The organism is Desulfatibacillum alkenivorans DSM 16219 (assembly GCF_900142135.1).
Lineage (GTDB): Bacteria > Desulfobacterota > Desulfobacteria > Desulfobacterales > Desulfatibacillaceae > Desulfatibacillum > Desulfatibacillum alkenivorans.
Genome location: NZ_FQZU01000005.1, coordinates 222,133 through 239,666 on the forward strand (window position 1 = coordinate 222,133; position 17,534 = coordinate 239,666).

Consider the following 17,534-nt stretch of genomic DNA (forward strand, 5'->3'; position numbering starts at 1 on the left):
ATTACCTGATTTTTTTTAAAATCTTTTTAATGGCGGATTTATCCATGCCTATGGCTGCGGCCGTGGCGTCCAGGTCGTTGCCGTGCTTCACCATTTGACGCTGGATATAGGCGATTTCAAAGGCCTTTTGAGCGTCTTTGTACGAGTCTACTTCAAACACGTCCAAGCCGCAGTCCCGGATGGCGTCCGGGGCGCAGTCCTTATAAGCGGGCGGTATATGCCGGATGTCCACATGGGACGCCTTGGTGGAAATCACCAGCCTTTCCACCAGGTTGCGCAACTCCCGTACGTTGCCGGGCCAGGGGTAGCGCATGAGCGCTTCCAAAGCGTTTTGAGAAATGGTTTTGGGCTCGTCCTGGTTGTCTGTCGCCGCGAATTCCTTGAAAAACTCCTCGCACAGGCTGGGAATGTCCTGAACTCTCTCCTTCAAGGGAGGCATGGCGATGGGAACCACATTCAGGCGATAATACAAATCCTCCCTGAAAGCGCCTTTGATGATTTCCTCTTCCAGGTTTTTATTGGTAGAAGCGATTACGCGAACGTCCACGGTAATGGTCCGTCCTCCTCCCACACGCTGGAACTTCTGGTTTTCCAGAACCCGCAGAATGCTGGATTGGGTTTCCATGTCCATGTCGCCCACTTCGTCGAAAAACAGGGTTCCCTGGTTGGCCAGTTCAAACCGGCCGCGTTTGCGCTGTTTGGCCCCGGGAAAAGCGCCTTTCTCGTGGCCGAACAATTCGCTTTCCATAAACTTTTTTGAGATGGAAGCGCAGTTGACCGTGACCATGGGGTGGTCGGACCTGGCGGACAGATGATGGATGGTGCGGGCGACCATTTCCTTGCCGGTCCCGTTTTCCCCCGAAATCAATACCCAGGAGTCCGTGGGCGCCACGGTGTTGATCTGGTTTCTCACCTCCATGATGGCCGGACTGAATCCGGTGATGGAATGCTTTTCCAGGGCCTTTTTTCGCAGATAAAGGTTTTCTTCCTCCAACCGCCTGAAATTGAGGGCGTTATTGATGGTGACCACCACTTTTTCGATGGAAAGGGGCTTTTCAATAAAATCGTAGGCCCCCAGTTTGGTGGCCTGGACCGCCGTTTCGATGGTTCCGTGGCCTGTTATCATAACCACGGGCACCGAAGGATGCTCTTTGCGCACCTGCTTCAGGGTTTCCAGCCCGTCCATGCCGGGCATCCAGATGTCCAAGAGCATGAGGTCCGGCGAGATTTTGGAAAGCTGCTTAATGGCCTCGTAACCGTTCAGGGCGGTGACAACCTCAAACCCTTCGTCGGTTAAAATGCCGCCCAAAGAGTCCAGGATGGAAGGCTCGTCGTCTACTATTAAAATGCTTGGAAACATGCTTGTTTTTCTCCTTGGCTATTCCACGGGGAATTCCACGATAAACCGGGCGCCTTTGGGATGGTTGTTTGCCACGCGAATGGCTCCCCCATGATCCGTCACAATGGTGTTTACAATGGACAGGCCCAAGCCTGTGCCCGCTTTTTTAGTGGAAAAATACGGCTCGAACAAGCGGACTTTTTCCTCCGCAGTGATGCCCTTGCCCGTATCCGCTACTTCCACTCTGACGGTTTTTGCTCCGGGATTGTACTTCACCGAGACGTGAATGGCGCCCGGGCCCTCAATGGCGGCGATGGCGTTGTCCACCAGATTGATCAACGCCCGTTTGATCTGCCGGTGGTCCAGCATGAGCCTGGGCGTGTTTTCATCCGCGGTCAGCTCAAACCTGATTTCTCCCGGGCTTTCCAGGTAGGGAACCATGGCTTCGGCCACCAGCGCCGGCAGATCGCACGGCGTGGGAACCGGGGAAGGAAATCTTGCGTACGCAGAAAACTCGTTCACAAGATTCCGTATGACGTCCACCTGTTCGATAATGGTGTCCGTGCATTTGCCGAACACCGGGTCGTCCACCTGATCCTGAAACTTCCGGGCAAGCCTCTGGGCCGACAATTTAATGGGCGTAAGGGGGTTCTTGACCTCATGGGCCACTCTCCGGGCGACCTCCCGCCACGCAGCAAGCCTTTGGGCCCGTTCCAGTTCGGTCAGGTCGTCAAAAACCACTACCATGCCCATGTCCTGGTTCTGGTCGTCCACCAAAGCGGAAACATGGACTAAAAAACTCCTGGATCGTTCGTTTACGATCAATTTGACGGGAATTTCCAGGTAGTTCTCGCCGGACATTTCGAGCTTTTCAAGAGCTTCCTCCACCACCAGGGTGTACTCGCCTGAAAGCATGTCCTTGTACGAGCGCCCGAGGATATCCTCGCCTTGAATCCCCAGCATTTTTTCCGCGGATGTGTTGATGGTGGCGAATCGCCCGCTGTCATCCAAAGAGATGACGCCTGCGGACACGTTTCGCAGCACAACCTCCATATACACGCGGCGATTTTCTATCTCCGTGTTCTGCTCCGCCAGCCTGAGAGCCGTGTACTCCAACTGCTCCCGGCTCATGCGCAGGTCCCGGGTCATCTTGTTGAACGCATCGACCAGGCTGCCCATTTCGTCGTCGGCGATTTTAAGGAGGGTGAATTCCAGATCTCCGCCTGCAACCCTCCGGGTGCCTTCCGCCAGATGGGCGATGGGCACGGTCAGGGTTTTGGCCAGATGAAATCCGAACCAAATAGCGCAGAAAAGCACCAGCATGGCCACAATGGACAAGGTGATGTACAAATGGGACTCAAAGGGGTCCTTTAAAATCTGGGTTTGGCGGTAGGAATCCACGCCGTCTTTGATGGAGGCCAGGTTTTCGGACAGTTTGGGGGGCAGGAGGGTGGAAATCGCCACAAAACCGGCCGCCTTCTTGCGGGTTTCCGAAAACGGGATGGGCCCAATGGTTCTAACCAGTTCGCCATGGGGAAGCATCACATTGAAGGTATAGAACTTTTTTTCTTCCGAATCCCCTTCCTTCTGCAAGTCGGCCAGCTTTAAAGCAGGCAACTCGCCGTGGGCCTTAAACACGTCCGAAGACATCGCAGTCAATGCGGCGTCCGGTCCGTAAACCTCCACCGCGTCCAGGTTGAATTCCCGTTGGGTGATGACCACATAATGATTGAGGGCCTTGTTTCGGTCCGGGTCCATGTAGTTTTTCGCCTTTATCTGGTAGGCGACCCGCTGGACGAAAAATTCGTGGTTGGACTCCACTTGCTCGTACAATTCCCGGCCCACTTCCAAAGAGCTCTCCAAAGAATTGAGAACAGGGACGTTAAACCACGACGTGATGCTGTGGCTGATGAACAGCAGCGAAAAGAAAAACAAAACCGCCGTGGGCACGATGGACAGGGTGATGAACGATAAAGCCAGCTTGGTTCTGAGCTGAGAGCCCAGGACCCTGCTCCGCCGTTCGTAAAGCAGCTTGACCACGTTGCGAACGACCAGGAAAAACAGGATGATAACCAGCAGGAGGTTGATGTTGATGATGATGAACATCAGGACCGTGCTGGAAACCGGTATGGACTTGCCGAACTGTATGCCCCGGGTCTGGGCGTAGGTGAGAGCCGCTATAAAAAATATGATGAGGACCGCCAGCACCCATTCCCGGCGGCGTTTTTTTCTTTCCGCATCGGAAATGTTTCGAAAACCTTTGGCGTTTTTCAGCTTTAGCGGCATGGCGACAGGCTCTGGCTACGGGTCCAACGGCCCTTTTAAGACCGAAGTTTAATACATAAAATCAATCGTATACCACTTGGTCTCAAAGTCCCAGGCGGACACGAAAAAGAGCACATAATGAAGATACAAAGGCAACGTGACCTTGTCCAGTTCAGCTTTAGCCTGCACTTGATATTTGTGGCCTTTTTCCAACTTGTCCAGGGCTACGATTTTCAAGCTGTCTACCTCGGACATGGCCTTTTTGGCTTCGGAAAAATCCCGGGTCACCAAAGGAGGGCCTTCCTTTTCCGAGCGGACTACGGTGAACTCTTTTTTCAGGCTGTCATACGTGATGGAGTGGGTGATGGTGAGATCTGCGATTTCCTTGTCCATCCAGAAGCTTCTATGGCGGGATAAGGAAGCGAATATGGAAAACGTGGTGGGAATGCCGGTTAGGATAGCCTCTTCAATATCTTTGGTGAAACATCCTTCCAAGGTCAGATATATCAATAAGTCGTCCCGGGTGTTGGTCACCACAAAGTCCGTGATCCTCGCTTCTTCGGCCAGGGCTGGCGCAGGCCATGCGCAGGTCAGGCACACAAAGGCGACAAGGGCGCATATGATCGTCTTGATGTTATGGGAAATCTTGAATGTCAAAATATAAAACCAGCCTTTATTCCATACGAAGATTTCATCTGGCTGGATCGGGGTCCAGGATAAGAAGCCAGCCGATGTTAAAGATATACGGGGTAAGGTTATATCAATAATCCTCTATACATGAAGGCCCAATCCATGGCAAGGCCTTTTCACCCCTTATACATAGTCGGGCCTGGTTGGGTAATGGCGGCGCATATACCGTTCCTTTATTGAGGTAATAGTTGTCACGCAACTAAAAATGCTCCAAAATGCTTGACACAGCCATGCCCTCCATGTAACAAGGTTTCTTTTGGCATTCCCGCCAAAAGAAAGGGGCGAGTGCGCCCCAAATATTAGATCCTTGCTCTTTTAGATTATAAAAGGGCTATATCCGAGAGGAGGAACGATGAGAAGGTACGAAACTATTTTCATTTCGGATCCTGATCTTCCGGAAGACAGCAGAGCAGCGTTGTTCGAGAAGATGCAGGGTTTGATTGCGGAAAACGACGGCTACATAGCCTTTTTTGACGAATGGGGCGCCCGAAAGCTCGCCTACGAAGTCAAAAAGAAGAAAAGAGGCTATTACGTCCTCATGGATTTCTGCGCTGAAGGAAGCCTGATCGCGGAAATGGAGCGCATCATGCGCATCGACGATCGGATTCTCAAGTTCCTCACCATCCAGACGGAAGAGGAAGTGGACCTGGATGCCGTGAAGGAACAAGTGGCCAAGGCCAAGGCTGAAAAGGAAGCCGCTCAGAAAGCCGCCGCCGAAAAGGCTGAAGCCGCCAGGCTGGAAGCCGAAAAGGCCGCTGAAGAAGAAGCCGCCAAGGCTGCGGAAGCTCCGGTTGAAGAAGCCAAAGCCGAAGAAGCTCCGGCTGAAGCCCCCGCCGAGGAGCCCGCCGAAGAACCGAAATCCGATGAGGAGGATGCATAATGGCTTTTAGAAGAAAAAGAAGGTTTTTCCATCGCCGCAAGGTTTGCCGTTTTTGTGCTGATAAGACCCTGGAGATTAATTACAAGGATCCCAGGACCCTGAAATATTTCACTACGGAACGGGGCAAAATCGTGCCCAGGCGCATCTCCGGAACCTGCGCCAAGCATCAGCGCGCTCTGACCACGGCCATCAAAAGGGCCAGGGCCATTGCTCTGATGCCTTTTGTGGGCAACACCCCGGACGCTTAAGGCTGGCCTGAGAGGAACAGGATGACGGCAATCCCCGGAGTAAAAGCATCCGGCAGGGATTTTGCCATGGGCATTCTGACCACTGGCGTCTTTCTTGTCGCGGCTATCTTGCTGGGCAGGTTCTCAACCGCTTTGGAACTGATCCTGCCTGCGCCCATGGTTTATTACAGGGCGGTTTACGGAAGATTCAGCGCGGTCATGATTTTGGCCGGCGCCGCCGCTTTCGTCGCCTTGTTCGGCGCCGATTACGTAGCCGGCGAAGAAGTCGTCACCTATGCCAGCATCCTGTCCCTCGGCATCATTATCCAGGAATGCCTGGAAAAAGGTCTAAGCCTTGAAAAGACGACGGTTTACAGCCTTGTAGGCTTTATACTGATTTGGGGAGCCGCCCTGACATTGGTTCAAGGCGACTCCCTCCAGTACGAAGCCCAAGGGCAGGAGGAGTTTCAGAGATTCGAGGAATTGGTTGCTTCCATCCAGGGCCCCGAATTCCTGAAACAGATACAATCGGAACTGAGTCAGGAACAGCGCCAATCGTTAATAAGAGCGATTAAGCGGGTTTACCTGGGCGCGGTTCTGGCCTCAGTCATGCTCATCGCCTGGCTGAATATCTGGTTTGCAAGGTTGATTTACTTGCGAATGGGATGGCCCTATCCCGACTATGTTCCATTCAGGGAATGGAAAGCTCCGGATCACTTGGTTTGGGTCGCTATCGCCTGCATGGGCGGACTCATTTTCTTCCAAGGGACGGCCATTAACGACATGGCCCTGATCGTGGGCATTTTGGTCATGGCCGTCTACATGCTCAACGGGCTGGCCATCGTCTTGTTTCAAATGAACAAGTTCCGTATTCCCGGACCTCAGCAGATTCTCATCATCTGCGTGGTCTATGTCATTGCATGGCCCATCGCCATGCTCATGCTGGCGGGTCTGGGATTATTCGACCTGTGGGCTGATTACAGAAAGCTCCAGAAAAAAGGTTTTGCGGAGGACGACAATGAAGGTGATATTAACTGAAAACATTGATTCCTTGGGTCTCATCGGCTCCGAAGTGGCGGTGGCTGACGGATACGCCAGGAATTTCCTGCTTCCCAAGAAAAAGGCTGTGCTCGCTACGGAAGCCAACCGTAAGGTGGTGGAACTCAAGCGTGTCAAATGGGAAGCCAAAATAGCCAAGGAAAAAGCCCTGGCCGAAGAAATGGCCAAACGCATTGAGGGCGTCAAGGTTACCCTCAAGGCCAAGGTCAGTGAAGAAGACAGGCTTTACGGCTCCATTAAAGTCAAGGACATCCAGGATGCTCTGGCGGAAAAAGGCGTTGAAGTGGAAAAGAACATGATTCTGCTCGCCGAGTCCATCAAGACCCTGGGAACCTTTGAAGTGCCCGTTCGCGTGTTCGCCGGCATCAAACCGGAAATCATCGTGGAAGTGGTTCCCGAAGACTAAAAGCCCTGCCTTTAGTCCTTTTTTGACTGGATTGCATCATATCAGCGGTGCGCCCGGACTCTTGTCTGGACGCACCGCTGTTTGTTTCCAAGGCCGCTCCCTGCTCCATGGCGTTATTGGCGGAAAACAGATTGTCCAATGGATTGTTTTTTGGTACCATCGCTCAATCCGCTTCGGACTTAAAAATCAAAGCGCCGCAACTTGTGTTTATTTAAATCCTATATGATAACTGTAAGTTATTAAGGATAGGCTCGCTCGAAATATAAATTTGCCTTTAGGAGACCGCCGTTGGCAGCCAAAAACAAGGACCAATCCCTGACCAAACTCCCCCCTCATAATATTGAGGCGGAGGAATCCATACTCAGCGCCATTTTGCTGGATAACCAGGCCTTGCTTGAGGTTCAGGAAATACTTAGCCCCGGCGACTTCTACCGGGACGCCCACGCTAAAATTTACTCAGCCATGCTCAAGCTGTTCAGCCAGAGCGAGCCCGTGGATCTGGTGACCATCGCCAACAAGCTCCAGGAGCAGAAGGAGATGGAAGCCGTGGGCGGGGCCGCCTTTCTCTCCAGGCTGGTGAATTCCGTGCCCATGGCCGCCAACTCGGTGTATTACGCCAATATCGTGCGGGATAAATCCTTGCTGCGCAGGCTCATATCCAGCGCGTCGGATATCGCCACCAAGGCTTATGAGGACAAAGGCAACGTGCGCGAAGTTGTGGATTTCGCCGAAAGCTCCATTTTCGCCGTGGCCGAGGAAAAAGGCGGCACGTCCATGAGCCAGTTGGGCGGCCTGATCAATTCGGCCCTGGAATCCATCGCCAAAAGAGCGGAGAACCGAGCCCTGATCACCGGCGTGGACACGGGATTTTCTCGCTTGAACACCTTTACGGCCGGGTTTCAGCCCTCGGACCTTATTATCCTGGCGGCGCGCCCCGGCATGGGCAAGACGGCCTTCGCCCTGAACATCGCCCGCAACGCCGCGGTGATCGGCGGAGCTCCGACCCTGGTGTTCTCTTTGGAAATGTCGTCCGACCAGCTTTGCCGGCGTCTTTTATGCGCCGAAGCCCGCGTCAACTCCGCCAACCTGCGTTCCGGCTTTTTCGCCCAAGACGACCATTCCAAGCTGGTTTCGGCGGCCCATCAATTGTACGAAGCCCCGATTTTCATTGACGATTCCCCGGTTTTGACAGCCATGGACGTGCGTGCCAAAGCAAGGCGTTTGAAAAAGGACAAAGGCCTTGGATTCGTGGTTATTGACTACGTGCAGCTCATGAAAGGCCCGCCCGAGGCGGAACGCCGCGACCTGGAAATTTCCGAAATTTCCCGATCCCTCAAGGCCCTTGCCAAGGAACTGGACATCCCGGTTCTGGCCCTGTCCCAGCTTAACCGCAAGGTGGAGGAGCGGAGCGACAAACGCCCGCAGATCGCCGACCTTCGCGAGTCAGGCGCCCTGGAGCAGGACGCGGACATGATTATGTTCATCTACCGCGAAGCGGCGTACAGCCAGGAGGAGGGCGGCTCCAACAGCGGAGAGGCGGAGATCAAAATCGCCAAGCAGCGCAGCGGCCCAACCGGCAAGTTCACCCTGTATTTTAACGCCGATTACACCCGGTTCGACAACCTGAGCGCCGACACAGGCGCCCCGGCTCAGAACGGCCAATAAGGTCCCTGGCGCCGCCTGACTTGAAGAATACAATGACCGAACCGACCCAAGACTTTTACTCCCTGGCATCCTACGATTACGAGCTGCCCGAAGAGTTGATCGCCCAGGCGCCTGCTGAAAAACGCGACGCCTCCCGCCTGCTCAGGTTGGACAAAAATACCGGCCAAACCGCGCACCTTCAATTCGCCCAGGCGGCGGACCTGCTTCAGCCCGGAGACCTGATGGTGGTGAACGACACCAAGGTGACGCCCGTCCGTCTTTTCGGTAAAAAAGAGACCGGCGGCAAGGTGGAGGCGCTCATCATAGATTATCGCCCCGTGGCCCAGGCCGGCCCTGGAGAGCCTTTCGCCTGCGAATGCCTGGTCAAAGCGTCCAAACGCCCCAAGCCCGGATCCCGGCTGTTTTTTGATAAAGGCCTGAAAGCCAAGGTCCTGACGGCGGAAGACCGGATTTGCCTTTTAGAGTTCACATGCTCCACGGACCCGGACGCAGTGCTGGACGAAATTGCGGCCATTCCCCTGCCTCCCTACATCCGCAGGGACGGGGACGCGCCCCCTTGCAACGACCGGGAACGGTATCAGACCACCTACGCCCGCCATAAAGGCGCCGTGGCGGCGCCAACCGCCGGACTGCATTTTACGCCCGAACTTTTGGACTCCATCAAGGCCAAAGGCGTGGAATTCGTCCGCATCACCCTGCATGTGGGCTACGGAACCTTCATGCCCGTGCGCGTGGACGATGTGCGAAAGCATAAAATGCACTCCGAATTCTATGAAATCAGCCCGGACGCGGCCCTTGCCATCAATCAGGCCAAGGATCAGGGCCGCAGGGTCGTAGCCGTGGGCACCACCTCGGTCCGCACCCTGGAATACTCATCCAGGGAAGAGGGGAGGGTGGTTGCAGGATCCGGCATGTGCGACCTGTTCATCATGCCGGGCTTCCGTTTCAACATCGTGGACGCCTTGATCACCAATTTCCACTTGCCCCAATCCACGTTGCTCATGCTGGTTTCCGCCCTGGCCGGCCGGGAAAGCATCCTGGCGGCCTATAAACAAGCCGTGGAAAACAAATACCGCTTTTTCAGCTACGGCGACGCCATGTTCATCGAATAATTGATTGACATACTGGGGCCAAGCCCGCATAAATAGAGTTTTCGATTTTTGCGAGGAGAAAGCATGACAAAGATCGGCGTAATATCAGACACACATTTGCGGATGCCCAACGAACAAATGTTTCGTTTGGCGGAACGTCAGTTCAAGGACGTATCCATGGTGCTCCACGCCGGAGACTTGGTAAGCATCCGGGTTCTTGACGCATTCATCGACAAGAAAGTCGTTGCCGTGTGCGGCAACATGTGCGAGATGGACTCCACCCAGGTTTTAAACCCTAAAGAGGTGATTACCGTGGAAGGCGTCCGCATCGGCCTGATTCACGGGTACGGTTCCAGGACCGGGTTGGAAGACAGGATCTTCAAGGAATTCGATGATGTGGAGGCCATTGTATACGGTCACACCCATTCTCCGGCCAACCACTTAAAGCAGGGCGTGCTCATGTTCAATCCCGGCGCGTTCACCTCGTACAGCATGGGAGCGGAAACCGGAACCGTGGGCGTTTTGACCGTCGATGAAAAAGGAATCTCCGGGGAAATCCTTCCCCTGTGATGTTATTTTAACCCGCATTGGCTTCAGTACAGTTGCGGGCTGGGTTAAGCCCCCCGAAACCCAATGGAAATGATACGAAGAGGAGACACATAATGGCAAGCAGCGTATGGCAAACCGAATTGCCGGACCTTCCCGAGCCCAAACGGGGCAAAGTCCGGGACATGTACGACCTGGGCGACGCCTATCTGATGGTGGCGACCGACCGACTGTCCGCTTTTGACGTGATCATGCCCGATCCCATCCCGGACAAGGGCAAGGTCCTGACACAGATTTCCCTGTTCTGGTTCGACGTCATGAAAGACATTGTGGATAACCACGTTCTCACCGCCAAGGTGGACGAATTCCCTGTCAAGTGCAGGCAATACGCCGACATTTTGGAAGGCCGCAGCATTCTGGTGAAAAAAGTGCAGCCCCAGGCCATTGAGTGCGTAGTGCGCGGTTACATTTCCGGCTCCGGATGGTCTTCCTACAAAAAGTCCCAAAGCGTTTGCGGCATCTCCCTGCCCGAGGGCCTGAAGGAATCCGAAAAGCTGCCCAAAACCCTGTTCACCCCCTCCACCAAAGCGGAACTGGGCGAGCACGACGAGAACATCTCCTTTGAGAAAGCCGCAGAGATCGTGGGACAGGAAACCGCGGAGAAACTCCGCGACCTGAGCCTGGCCATTTACACCAAGGGCGCAGACCTGGCCAACGAAAAGGGCATTATCATCGCCGACACCAAATTCGAGTTCGGAACCACGGACGACGGACAGATCATCCTCATTGACGAGGTTCTAACCCCGGACTCCTCCCGCTTCTGGCCCAAGGATCAGTACGAGCCCGGACGCGCCCAGGACAGCTTTGACAAGCAATTCGTGCGGGATTACCTGCTTGAGATCAAGTTCAACAAGCAGCCCCCCGGACCCAAACTGCCACAGGAAGTCCTTGACAAAACAAGGGATAAGTATCTCCAAGCTCTGAAGCTGCTGGCGGGCGATGCATACTCCATATGAGACATATTGGCTTGCTCTGGATTCCATTGACTCCCAGGACCTGACCTTCAGGATCAGCTCCGCCGGAGACGATGAAAGCCTGAAGCGGTCCGTGGAATCCCTGGGCTTGATCAATCCTCCCCTGGTGCAGGAATCGGGCGGTGGCATGCACCGGATTATCTCCGGATTTCGCCGCGTGGACGTCTGCCGCACCCTGGACATGCACCGCATTCAGGTGCGGGTTGTGGACCCCGCAATCCCGGATCAGGAATGCGCCATGTTGGCCGTGGCCGAAAACGCCGGCCAGAGGGAATTGGATATCATGGAAACCTCCCGGGCCCTGGCTTTGCTGGGACCCGGGCTTCCCTGGAAGGAAAGGGCGGGCATGATCAAGGACGCCCTGTTCCTGAGCGAGCCTCCCAATCAGCGCCGTATGGAGCAGGTGGAATCCTTGTGCTCCATGCATGGGGAAATCCTGGAAGGCGTGGCCGAAGACTCCATCGCCTTTCCCATCGCTTTGAAATTGCACGAAATGGAGGAGGCCGAGGCCCTGGCCTTCGCCCGCTTCTTTCGGAGCCTGGCCCTTTCTCTGGGCAAGCAGCGCGAAATCCTGACCCTGGCCGTTGAAATCGCCGCCCGGGACGACCTGTCGTGCCAGGAGGTTTTGGAGTCGGAAGAGGTCGCCGCCATCCTGAACGATGCGGACAAGGATGCGAACCAAAAGGCCAGGGAAGCGAGGATGCATCTTAAGAAAGCGCGCTTTCCCCAAATCACCCGTGCGCAAGAAACATTTGAGGCCGAGGTGCAGGGCCTTAACCTGCCCAAAGGCGTGCGTCTGGACCCTCCTGCGAATTTTGAAGGGCAGGTGTACGAGTTAAGGTTCTACTTTAAAAATATCAACGATCTCATAAAAAACCATAATGTTATCATCGAGATCGCAGAAAAGCCCGGCCTGAGGAAAATCCTGGACCGATGACCCTGACCGCAAAAAATATCTGCACCGTATACATTGATCAGGACGTGCAGGATCTTCCCAACATCCAACCCATCCTGGACTATTTCCAGGACGTTCCCCGTGAAGTCGTGGACGGCCCCACCGCCGTGTTCCGGCGCGTGGCCGAGGCAGCAGACCCCATTTCAGCCGCCAAGGAAATATTGTATCTCACTAAAAACAAAGGCGCTTTCGTCCGCAAATGCCCGGGCACCAAAGAATACACCTGCTGCGGCTACCAGATTTTGCATATCGGTACCTTTTGCACCATGGATTGCTCCTATTGCGTGCTTCAGGCTTATTTCCACCCGCCGGCGCTTCAGTTTTTCGTGAACCACGAAGACCTGTTCGCTGAACTGGATCAGGTTCTGGAATCGCGCAACCCGGAAATCCGGCGCATTGGGACCGGAGAATTTACGGACAGCATGATCTGGGAGCCCTGGTCCGGTCTCTCCCACAGGCTGGTGGAGCGTTTCGGCAGGCAGGACCACGCCGTTTTGGAATTGAAGTCCAAAACCGTGAACATCCAGGGGCTGGACAAGTTGAGTCATAACCGGAAAACCATCATGGCCTGGTCCGTGAACACCCCGGAGATTATTGCAACCCAGGAGCGGAACACCGCCCCCCTCCACGCCCGGCTGGCGGCCGCCGCCAAATGCGAATCCTGGGGATACCCCCTGGCTTTCCACTTCGACCCCATGGTGATTTATCCCGGATGCGAAGAGGAGTACAAGAAGGTGGTTAACCTGATTTTTGACCACGTATCGCCTGAAAACGTGGCTTGGATCAGCCTGGGAACTTTCCGTTTCATGCCGGATTTAAAGGCCATTATTGAGTCCCGCTTTGAAAAATCCAAAATTGTCTACGGCGAGTTCATTACGGGCCTGGATAACAAAATGCGCTACTTCAAGCCTTTGCGGATCAAGCTCTTCCAGGTTATGGCCGCAGCCCTTAAAAAACGGGCGCCCCAGGTCACCGCATATTTCTGCATGGAGGACGACGAGGTCTGGCGAAAATCCTTCAACCGGACTCCCGACCTGCCGCCCCTGCTGGACCAAAGCGCCCAACGGGTCTGTGGTATTAAATCAGGTTCATAGTGAAATATTTGCATTCCCAATGATCTGTTGAGTTTGCCGAACCTGCTCTCACTGATGGAGTTCAGCGTCAATAGGGCTTTTAGCCTGAAAAATCAATAGGTTTCCTATTGAAAGATTGCTGAAAAAATCAAGGGCCGGCGTTCTTCCGGCGGCTTAGAAATACCAGTTCGGTTTATTCTTCAGCAGTATTTGCTTTAGTCAAATCAAATTGGTAAGATATTTTGCATACTACCTGAGCCAAGATCGACGAGATGTCTTTTTTGAGGGCAGTGGTCCTTGTTTTATGGAATGCGGCCTGTTGAACAGAATAACCCGTTTTGTCATGGTCATGGGATTTTCTTTGATCCTGGTGTACAGCGTGCTTCCAAAGATCACCCATTCCGTGGGATTTCTGAACAATCCGTCCCAATTCATTACGGAAAAGGGGATCAATCCTTCCAACTACTATTGCACGGACGTGGAGAAAGTTATGGAATCCGAGTTCTATTTGAGGACGGTCCTTAAAGACGAGTAATAACAGCGGAAAGTCGAACGACAACAAAGGCCGTAACGCTTTGCCATGAAAGCAAGCGTTACGGCCTTTTTATTTGTCATTGAAAAGTTGGGCCTTTACGCCACATCTTTACTTTCACGGAGTTTGGCGATTTCTTCGGCGGAAAAGCCGCAATCGGTCAATACGGCGTCCGTATCCTGGCCAACCTTGGGGGCGCTGTTGGTCAGTTCCGCCTGGGTCCTGCTGAAACGCGGGGAAGGAGCTGGCTGCAGTACGCCGTCCAGTTCCACAAAGGTTTTCCTGAGCTTGTTGTGGGGATGCTCCGGCGCTTCGCTCAAGCTAAGGACCGGGGCGAAGCAGACGTCCGAGCCTTCCATGATTTCGCACCATTCATCCCGGGTTTTTTGCTTAAAGACCTCGGCGATTTCCACCTTCAACTCCGGCCATGCGCCGAAATTCATCTGGTTCCCGAACTTGTCCCGGTCCAACTCCGCTTTCTGCAAGAGCAGTTCATAGAATTGGGGTTCGATGGAGCCCACGGAAATGTACTTTCCGTCCTTGGTTTCGTAAGTGTCGTAAAAATGGGCGCCGCCGTCCAGCAGGTTGACCTGGCGCTCCTTGTCGTTCCACATGCCCAGATTTTTGAACGTGAAAAACATGGCCATGAGGGTGGCGGCGCCGTCCACCATGGCGGCGTCCACCACCTGGCCCTTACCGGATTTTTGAGCCTCCAAAAGTGCGCAGACCATACCGAAAGCCAGCAGCATGCCGCCGCCGCCGAAGTCGCCCACCAGGTTCAAGGGCGGAACGGGCGTCTGCCCTTTGCGGCCGATGGCGTGGAGAGCGCCCGCAAGAGAGATATAGTTGATGTCATGCCCGGCGGCCTGGGACATAGGACCTTCCTGGCCCCATCCCGTCATGCGGCCGTAAACCAGCTTGGGATTCACCTTCCAGCAGTCTTCCGGACCCACTCCCATGCGTTCCGCCACGCCCGGGCGAAAGCCTTCAAAAATGGCGTCCGCTTTTTCGCACAATCTGAGTACGACGGCCTGGCCCGCCGGGGTTTTTAAATTCACTGCCACGGATTTCCTGCCTCTGGCAAGCACGTCGCCGGGCAGGCTGCCAAGCCCGGACGGACCGGTGCGCTCCACGCGAATGACGGTGGCGCCCATGTCGGCGAGCATCATGCCGCAAAAAGGTCCGGGGCCGATGCCGGCCAGTTCAATGATTGTAATCCCTTCCAAAGGTCCCATGTCACGTCCCTCCTTCAATCTCCGAAAAAATCGCAATCCGATTTTAGGTCTTTAGCTGCTTGCAAATTAAAGTTTTATTTCCACACCTGATAATTTGTGTGAACCTCCAAGACAGACAGGCCCCGGACGGACAATCCACGCGATAAAAGGCAAATCATCCGGCCGATGAGGTACAATACCCTGAAAGGCGCCATGAGTGCAAGCAGGATTTCCTATATTTTGTTTCCAACAATTGTTGGATAAACGGATAGGGAATCGCCTCTTGCCTAGAAGGGCAGCCACGCCTTGCCGTTTCAGCGTTTAAGCGGATTGGTTTATGAGATCCTTTACCTTGGCCCGGAGGATTTTACCCACGGGAGACAAAGGGAATTCGTCCACAAAAACCACGGATTTCGGAATTTTATATCCGGCGATCTTGCCGCGGCAGTGCTCGATGATCTCCTGCTCCGTGGCCGTGTCGCCGGCATGGAGTTGAACCAGGGCGCTGACCCGCGCGCCCCATTCTTCGTCCTCCTGTCCGATGACGCAGACGTTTTCAACAGCCGGGTGGGTTCCAATGACGCCTTCCACTTCCACGGGAAAGACTTTCTCGCCGCCGGTATTGATGCATTCCTTTTTCCGGTCCAACAGGCGGACTTCGCCGTCTTCATCGATATAGCCCAGGTCGCCGCTCTTGAACCAGCCTCCGGCCATGGCCTCGCCGGTCTTTTCCTCGTCCTTATAATAACCCATCATGATGGTGGAAGAGCGGTACAGGATCTCGCCGTGCTCCCCTTTGGGAACCTCATTGCCCAAATCATCCACGATTTTCACCTCCACAATGGAGGCGCCCACGGAACGGTCCTTGAGGGTGGAAGGATCTGCGTCGATTTTAAAGGTTGTCACGGGCGTCATTTCCGTTTGACCGAACATATCCGCAACCACCGTATTGGGGAAGGTTGAGAATATTTTTTTCTTCACGTCCAAAGGACAGACGCCAGCGCCGGAGATGCACACCTTGACGGCGCGTGTATCGTATTTTTTGGCGTCCGGGTGTTTGACAAGTTTTTTCCAGCCTGTGGGCACATTGGCCAAGATAGTGGGCTTTTCGTCCTGGATGGCCTGAAAGATCGTGTTCGGATTGAAGCTCAGTCCGGGGATCAGGATAAAGCGCATATTGCCCATAAAGACGCCGGCCATGAGCATGGCGTAAGAGGCGTCATGAAACAAAGGCATGGACGGAAACATAAATCCCAAAGAATTTTTGTACCGCATTTTTATCTTTCCGGGATTGTTGATTATTTTAAGCAGCCTGGTATTGATGAACTTCAAGGTTCCCTGCTTTTGCATGATTCTTTTGACCAGTTTTGTCTGCAAAAGGGGCAGGGCCAGCCCTACGGCCGGAATGGACATATCCTCGGTGAGGTTTTTCAACTTGTCCGTGGAAAGGTTCATTTTGGAAACGTACACGACGATGTTGGAAATCAGGGATGCCACCATGTCCACATGCGCCTGATACGAAAGCAGCACGCCCTTGGGGAATCCCGTGGTGCCTCCGGTGTAGATCATGACCGCAGGATCGCTCGGTTGGGTTGGAATTTGCGGATCAATGGCCGGCTCTCCGGCTACGAATTCGTCATAATCCAGGGCGCCTTCCAGTCTGGTTTTTCCCTTGCAGATAAAATGCTTGATAGCGGTGAGGTTGGGCGCCGCCTTTTCCACTTCTTCGTTCCAGGTATCGTCAAAGAGAAAAATTTTAGCGTCGCAATGATTGGCCTGAAACTCAATTTCAGGGGCCACAAGCCGGTAATTCATGGGCGCCGGAATGCCGCCGGCCTTCTGAATTCCAAGGTTGATTTCCACGAACTCAGGCGTGTTGTGGAACATGAACGCGACTTTGTCGCCTTTTTTTACGCCCAGACGAATAAAGGCTTGCGCTGCTTGATTGGTCCGTTTAACAAGCTGCTCCCACGATACGCGGACGTCTCCGTATACGATGGCTTCTCTGTCTCCGTTGTAGCTTGCTGCGCCGGCAAGGCAGTCAGCAATGATGTTGGAAGAATACTTTCCCATTTGCGCCTCCACAATCACATTTGGGGGGAAGGATAAAAACTGGCCGCCAATTATTCCAAGGCAATAACGGTGCGGCCGGGGGTGAAATTGTACCGATCGTTCAAATATACAGTCTTCCTTAAAAAAAAGCCAGCATTCTTCCGATCTTTATTCCAACATAAAAAACCTTGCTCTCTGAGCAAGGTCAGAGTTCAGTGGCTTTGCCATCTGAACGACTCATTTGCTACAACCGAGGCCGAGTTGTCCCCACAACCGTAGCCAAGGAGTAACAAATGAGTCGATTCAAGAAGTTATCACAAACAATTTGGCATTGCCAGTATCACATAGTTTGGACGCCCAAGTATCGTTACAAAATACTCAAGGGCAAGATTGCCGATGAGGTTGAAAACTGCGTCCGGGCCTTTTCCGCCCAACAAGGGGCGGAAGTTATAGAATTGAACGTGCAGATAGACCATGTTCACCTTCTGGTGATGATCCCGCCCAAG

17 protein-coding genes are annotated in these 17,534 nt (G+C 53.9%); 12 read left to right on the forward strand and 5 right to left on the reverse strand.

What is annotated here, in order from left to right:
- Position 1: 1 nt before the first annotated feature.
- Genes BUE18_RS06755 through BUE18_RS06765 form a run of 3 tightly spaced genes read right to left on the reverse strand, consistent with a single transcriptional unit; the run spans position 2 to position 4,261 of the window.
- Positions 2 to 1,360, reverse strand: a complete 1,359-nt coding sequence (locus tag BUE18_RS06755) for a sigma-54-dependent transcriptional regulator (protein WP_073474212.1) — start codon at positions 1,358 to 1,360, stop codon at positions 2 to 4.
- 18 nt (positions 1,361 to 1,378) lie between these two features.
- On the reverse strand, positions 1,379 to 3,625 hold the full coding sequence (locus BUE18_RS06760; protein ID WP_073474214.1) for a sensor histidine kinase: 2,247 nt from the start codon (positions 3,623 to 3,625) through the stop codon (positions 1,379 to 1,381).
- Positions 3,626 to 3,673: 48 nt separating this feature from the next.
- Positions 3,674 to 4,261: a DUF4390 domain-containing protein gene (locus BUE18_RS06765; RefSeq protein WP_073474216.1), complete on the reverse strand. Its 588-nt coding sequence runs from the start codon at positions 4,259 to 4,261 to the stop codon at positions 3,674 to 3,676.
- 385 nt (positions 4,262 to 4,646) lie between these two features.
- On the opposite strand from BUE18_RS06765, the gene rpsF reads away from it, so the two are divergent.
- The 11 genes from rpsF (at position 4,647) to BUE18_RS06820 (ending at position 13,765) form a co-directional block, all read left to right on the forward strand.
- Entirely contained in the window at positions 4,647 to 5,174 is a 528-nt protein-coding gene (gene rpsF, locus BUE18_RS06770; RefSeq protein WP_073474218.1) for a 30S ribosomal protein S6, read from the forward strand.
- Positions 5,174 to 5,422 carry a 30S ribosomal protein S18 gene (rpsR, locus tag BUE18_RS06775; protein WP_012610061.1) on the forward strand — a complete coding sequence of 83 codons (249 nt, stop codon included), beginning with the start codon at positions 5,174 to 5,176 and terminating at the stop codon, positions 5,420 to 5,422. Before rpsF ends, rpsR begins: the two co-directional genes overlap by 1 nt.
- A 21-nt stretch (positions 5,423 to 5,443) precedes the next feature.
- Positions 5,444 to 6,439 carry a DUF2232 domain-containing protein gene (locus BUE18_RS06780; protein ID WP_073474220.1) on the forward strand — a complete coding sequence of 332 codons (996 nt, stop codon included), beginning with the start codon at positions 5,444 to 5,446 and terminating at the stop codon, positions 6,437 to 6,439.
- Positions 6,420 to 6,866 carry a 50S ribosomal protein L9 gene (gene rplI / locus BUE18_RS06785; RefSeq protein WP_073474222.1) on the forward strand — a complete coding sequence of 149 codons (447 nt, stop codon included), beginning with the start codon at positions 6,420 to 6,422 and terminating at the stop codon, positions 6,864 to 6,866. The genes BUE18_RS06780 and rplI overlap by 20 nt, the downstream gene beginning before the upstream one ends.
- 288 nt (positions 6,867 to 7,154) lie before the next feature.
- Positions 7,155 to 8,531: a replicative DNA helicase gene (gene dnaB / locus BUE18_RS06790; RefSeq protein WP_073474224.1), complete on the forward strand. Its 1,377-nt coding sequence runs from the start codon at positions 7,155 to 7,157 to the stop codon at positions 8,529 to 8,531.
- A 32-nt stretch (positions 8,532 to 8,563) separates the two neighbouring features.
- Positions 8,564 to 9,643, forward strand: a complete 1,080-nt coding sequence (gene queA / locus BUE18_RS06795; protein ID WP_073474226.1) for a tRNA preQ1(34) S-adenosylmethionine ribosyltransferase-isomerase QueA — start codon at positions 8,564 to 8,566, stop codon at positions 9,641 to 9,643.
- 63 nt (positions 9,644 to 9,706) lie between these two features.
- On the forward strand, positions 9,707 to 10,192 hold the full coding sequence (locus BUE18_RS06800; protein WP_073474228.1) for a metallophosphoesterase family protein: 486 nt from the start codon (positions 9,707 to 9,709) through the stop codon (positions 10,190 to 10,192).
- A gap of 92 nt (positions 10,193 to 10,284) precedes the next feature.
- Entirely contained in the window at positions 10,285 to 11,184 is a 900-nt protein-coding gene (locus BUE18_RS06805) for a phosphoribosylaminoimidazolesuccinocarboxamide synthase (protein WP_073474230.1), read from the forward strand.
- Positions 11,168 to 12,139 (forward strand): ParB/RepB/Spo0J family partition protein, encoded by a 972-nt coding sequence (locus tag BUE18_RS06810; protein WP_073474232.1) that lies wholly within the window; start codon positions 11,168 to 11,170, stop codon positions 12,137 to 12,139. Before BUE18_RS06805 ends, BUE18_RS06810 begins: the two co-directional genes overlap by 17 nt.
- Complete coding sequence (locus BUE18_RS06815; protein ID WP_073474234.1) at positions 12,136 to 13,251, forward strand: SPL family radical SAM protein; 1,116 nt, start codon at positions 12,136 to 12,138, stop codon at positions 13,249 to 13,251. Before BUE18_RS06810 ends, BUE18_RS06815 begins: the two co-directional genes overlap by 4 nt.
- A gap of 298 nt (positions 13,252 to 13,549) precedes the next feature.
- The gene (locus tag BUE18_RS06820; protein WP_139264634.1) at positions 13,550 to 13,765 is read left to right on the forward strand and encodes a hypothetical protein; all 216 of its coding nucleotides are present in this window, start codon (positions 13,550 to 13,552) and stop codon (positions 13,763 to 13,765) included.
- 95 nt (positions 13,766 to 13,860) lie between these two features.
- On the opposite strand, the gene BUE18_RS06825 is transcribed toward BUE18_RS06820, so the two are convergent.
- Both BUE18_RS06825 and BUE18_RS06830 read right to left on the reverse strand, forming a co-directional pair.
- Positions 13,861 to 14,997: a CaiB/BaiF CoA transferase family protein gene (locus tag BUE18_RS06825; RefSeq protein WP_073474238.1), complete on the reverse strand. Its 1,137-nt coding sequence runs from the start codon at positions 14,995 to 14,997 to the stop codon at positions 13,861 to 13,863.
- Positions 14,998 to 15,297: 300 nt separating this feature from the next.
- Entirely contained in the window at positions 15,298 to 17,049 is a 1,752-nt protein-coding gene (locus BUE18_RS06830) for a class I adenylate-forming enzyme family protein (protein WP_073474240.1), read from the reverse strand.
- Between the two features lie 272 nt (positions 17,050 to 17,321).
- On the opposite strand from BUE18_RS06830, the gene tnpA reads away from it, so the two are divergent.
- A partial coding sequence (gene tnpA / locus BUE18_RS06835) for an IS200/IS605 family transposase (protein WP_139264635.1) occupies positions 17,322 to 17,534 on the forward strand: 213 nt, incomplete at its 3' end.

Bases quoted from the DNA above. Each gene is read 5' to 3' on its own strand.
- BUE18_RS06800 (WP_073474228.1), top strand. From the start codon at position 9,707: ATGACAAAGATCGGCGTAATATCAGACACACATTTGCGGATGCCCAAC.
- BUE18_RS06780 (WP_073474220.1), top strand. From the start codon at position 5,444: ATGACGGCAATCCCCGGAGTAAAAGCATCCGGCAGGGATTTTGCCATG.
- BUE18_RS06825 (WP_073474238.1), bottom strand. From the start codon at position 14,997: ATGGGACCTTTGGAAGGGATTACAATCATTGAACTGGCCGGCATCGGC.
- rpsF (WP_073474218.1), top strand. From the start codon at position 4,647: ATGAGAAGGTACGAAACTATTTTCATTTCGGATCCTGATCTTCCGGAA.
- BUE18_RS06810 (WP_073474232.1), top strand. From the start codon at position 11,168: ATGCATACTCCATATGAGACATATTGGCTTGCTCTGGATTCCATTGAC.
- rplI (WP_073474222.1), top strand. From the start codon at position 6,420: ATGAAGGTGATATTAACTGAAAACATTGATTCCTTGGGTCTCATCGGC.
- BUE18_RS06755 (WP_073474212.1), bottom strand. From the start codon at position 1,360: ATGTTTCCAAGCATTTTAATAGTAGACGACGAGCCTTCCATCCTGGAC.
- rpsR (WP_012610061.1), top strand. From the start codon at position 5,174: ATGGCTTTTAGAAGAAAAAGAAGGTTTTTCCATCGCCGCAAGGTTTGC.
- BUE18_RS06815 (WP_073474234.1), top strand. From the start codon at position 12,136: ATGACCCTGACCGCAAAAAATATCTGCACCGTATACATTGATCAGGAC.
- BUE18_RS06805 (WP_073474230.1), top strand. From the start codon at position 10,285: ATGGCAAGCAGCGTATGGCAAACCGAATTGCCGGACCTTCCCGAGCCC.
- BUE18_RS06760 (WP_073474214.1), bottom strand. From the start codon at position 3,625: ATGCCGCTAAAGCTGAAAAACGCCAAAGGTTTTCGAAACATTTCCGAT.
- BUE18_RS06830 (WP_073474240.1), bottom strand. From the start codon at position 17,049: ATGGGAAAGTATTCTTCCAACATCATTGCTGACTGCCTTGCCGGCGCA.
- queA (WP_073474226.1), top strand. From the start codon at position 8,564: ATGACCGAACCGACCCAAGACTTTTACTCCCTGGCATCCTACGATTAC.